Origin of the sequence: Pseudoalteromonas sp. TB51 (assembly GCF_000498055.1) — a bacterium.
Taxonomy (GTDB): domain Bacteria; phylum Pseudomonadota; class Gammaproteobacteria; order Enterobacterales; family Alteromonadaceae; genus Pseudoalteromonas; species Pseudoalteromonas atlantica.
This window is the reverse complement of the sequence record NZ_AUTO01000233.1, coordinates 4,946-6,095: the sequence shown is the minus strand read 5'-3', so window position 1 is coordinate 6,095 and position 1,150 is coordinate 4,946. Positions and strand designations below refer to the sequence as shown.

Here is a 1,150-nt window from a genome sequence, read left to right as displayed (position 1 = left end):
CCGCCCGCCTCCGGTATCGTATTCACCCTCTAATTGCTGAGTAAGTAACTGGCCATAAATAGAACGGCCTTTTACCGCGCCGCCCATTACTATTTGATTACCCGCCCAGCCATGGTCTGTGCCATCGCCGTTTGAGGTGAGCGTGCGGCCAAAGTCCGACATAGTAAAGGTGGTGACTTTATCATTCATGTTTAGCTCTTTCATGGCACTGTTAAACTCGCTGAGCCCTTGAGCTAGCGTATTTAATAACGCAGGGTGCGCAGTAAGCTGATCATCGTGGGTGTCAAATCCCCCCATAGAGACAAAAAATACTTGGCGCTGTGTACTTAACGACGACTGCACACTAATAGCTTTGGCCACCGCGGCTAATTGCTCACTCAAGCTAGTATCGCTAAAGGTGGTAGTAAGCGCTGGGGCTTGTTCAAGCGCACTGTTCATCGTTTGCGTGTTGGTAATTGCGCTATTTAAGCCATTCGCATATTCACGCCCTAGTACATGGCTTGCATTGCCTAGCAAGCGGTTCATTATGTTAGTAACGTGCTCAGTGCGGGGCTGATAACCACCAAAGGCGTTAATTGTGCTTATGCCACTTTTGTTAAGCGCAAAGGCACTGGTATTTGTGCCTGTTTGCCATAAATTAGTGCCATCGAGAGAGATATTTGCCGCAAACTGATCCTCTACAGCTAATCGCTCTAGCATACGTGCGCCCCACCCACTGTTTAAAGAGGCTTTTTCTCGGCCGTACATCCATGACGCTTGCTGATCGTTATGCGAAAATAAATGCTTAGGTAAAGGCACCGCGTTATTTTTGTAATCTGTTAATGTGGTGGGGGTAAGTAAAGTGCCTACGCCACCAACAAAGGCTAAATCATCCGACTCAAACACGCTCTGTAAAGGCGCAAGTGAGGGATGAATACCCACGCCACCTGCAAACTGCTGAGAAACACTTAACGCTAGCGGATTGTCTACTGCGAGGTTTTGCCGGCTTTGCTCGTATAAACTACGCTGCTCTCCCTCAAGGGGTAGCAACATATTCAGTGAGTCGTTTCCGCCGTATAAAAATACACACACTAGGGCTTTATAATCACCGAGTTCTATTGCATTAGTTGCCCCCGTTAACGCTTGTAGCTGCAAGCTAGTTAAAGCGGCT

The 1,150-nt window shown here is 48.0% G+C and carries 1 pseudogene (only partly in view); it reads right to left on the bottom strand.

Going from position 1 to position 1,150, the window contains the following annotated elements:
* Positions 1-1,150: pseudogene (locus L650_RS0113125) on the bottom strand (DUF1501 domain-containing protein); its annotated part runs 68 nt beyond the window's last position; the annotation flags it as partial.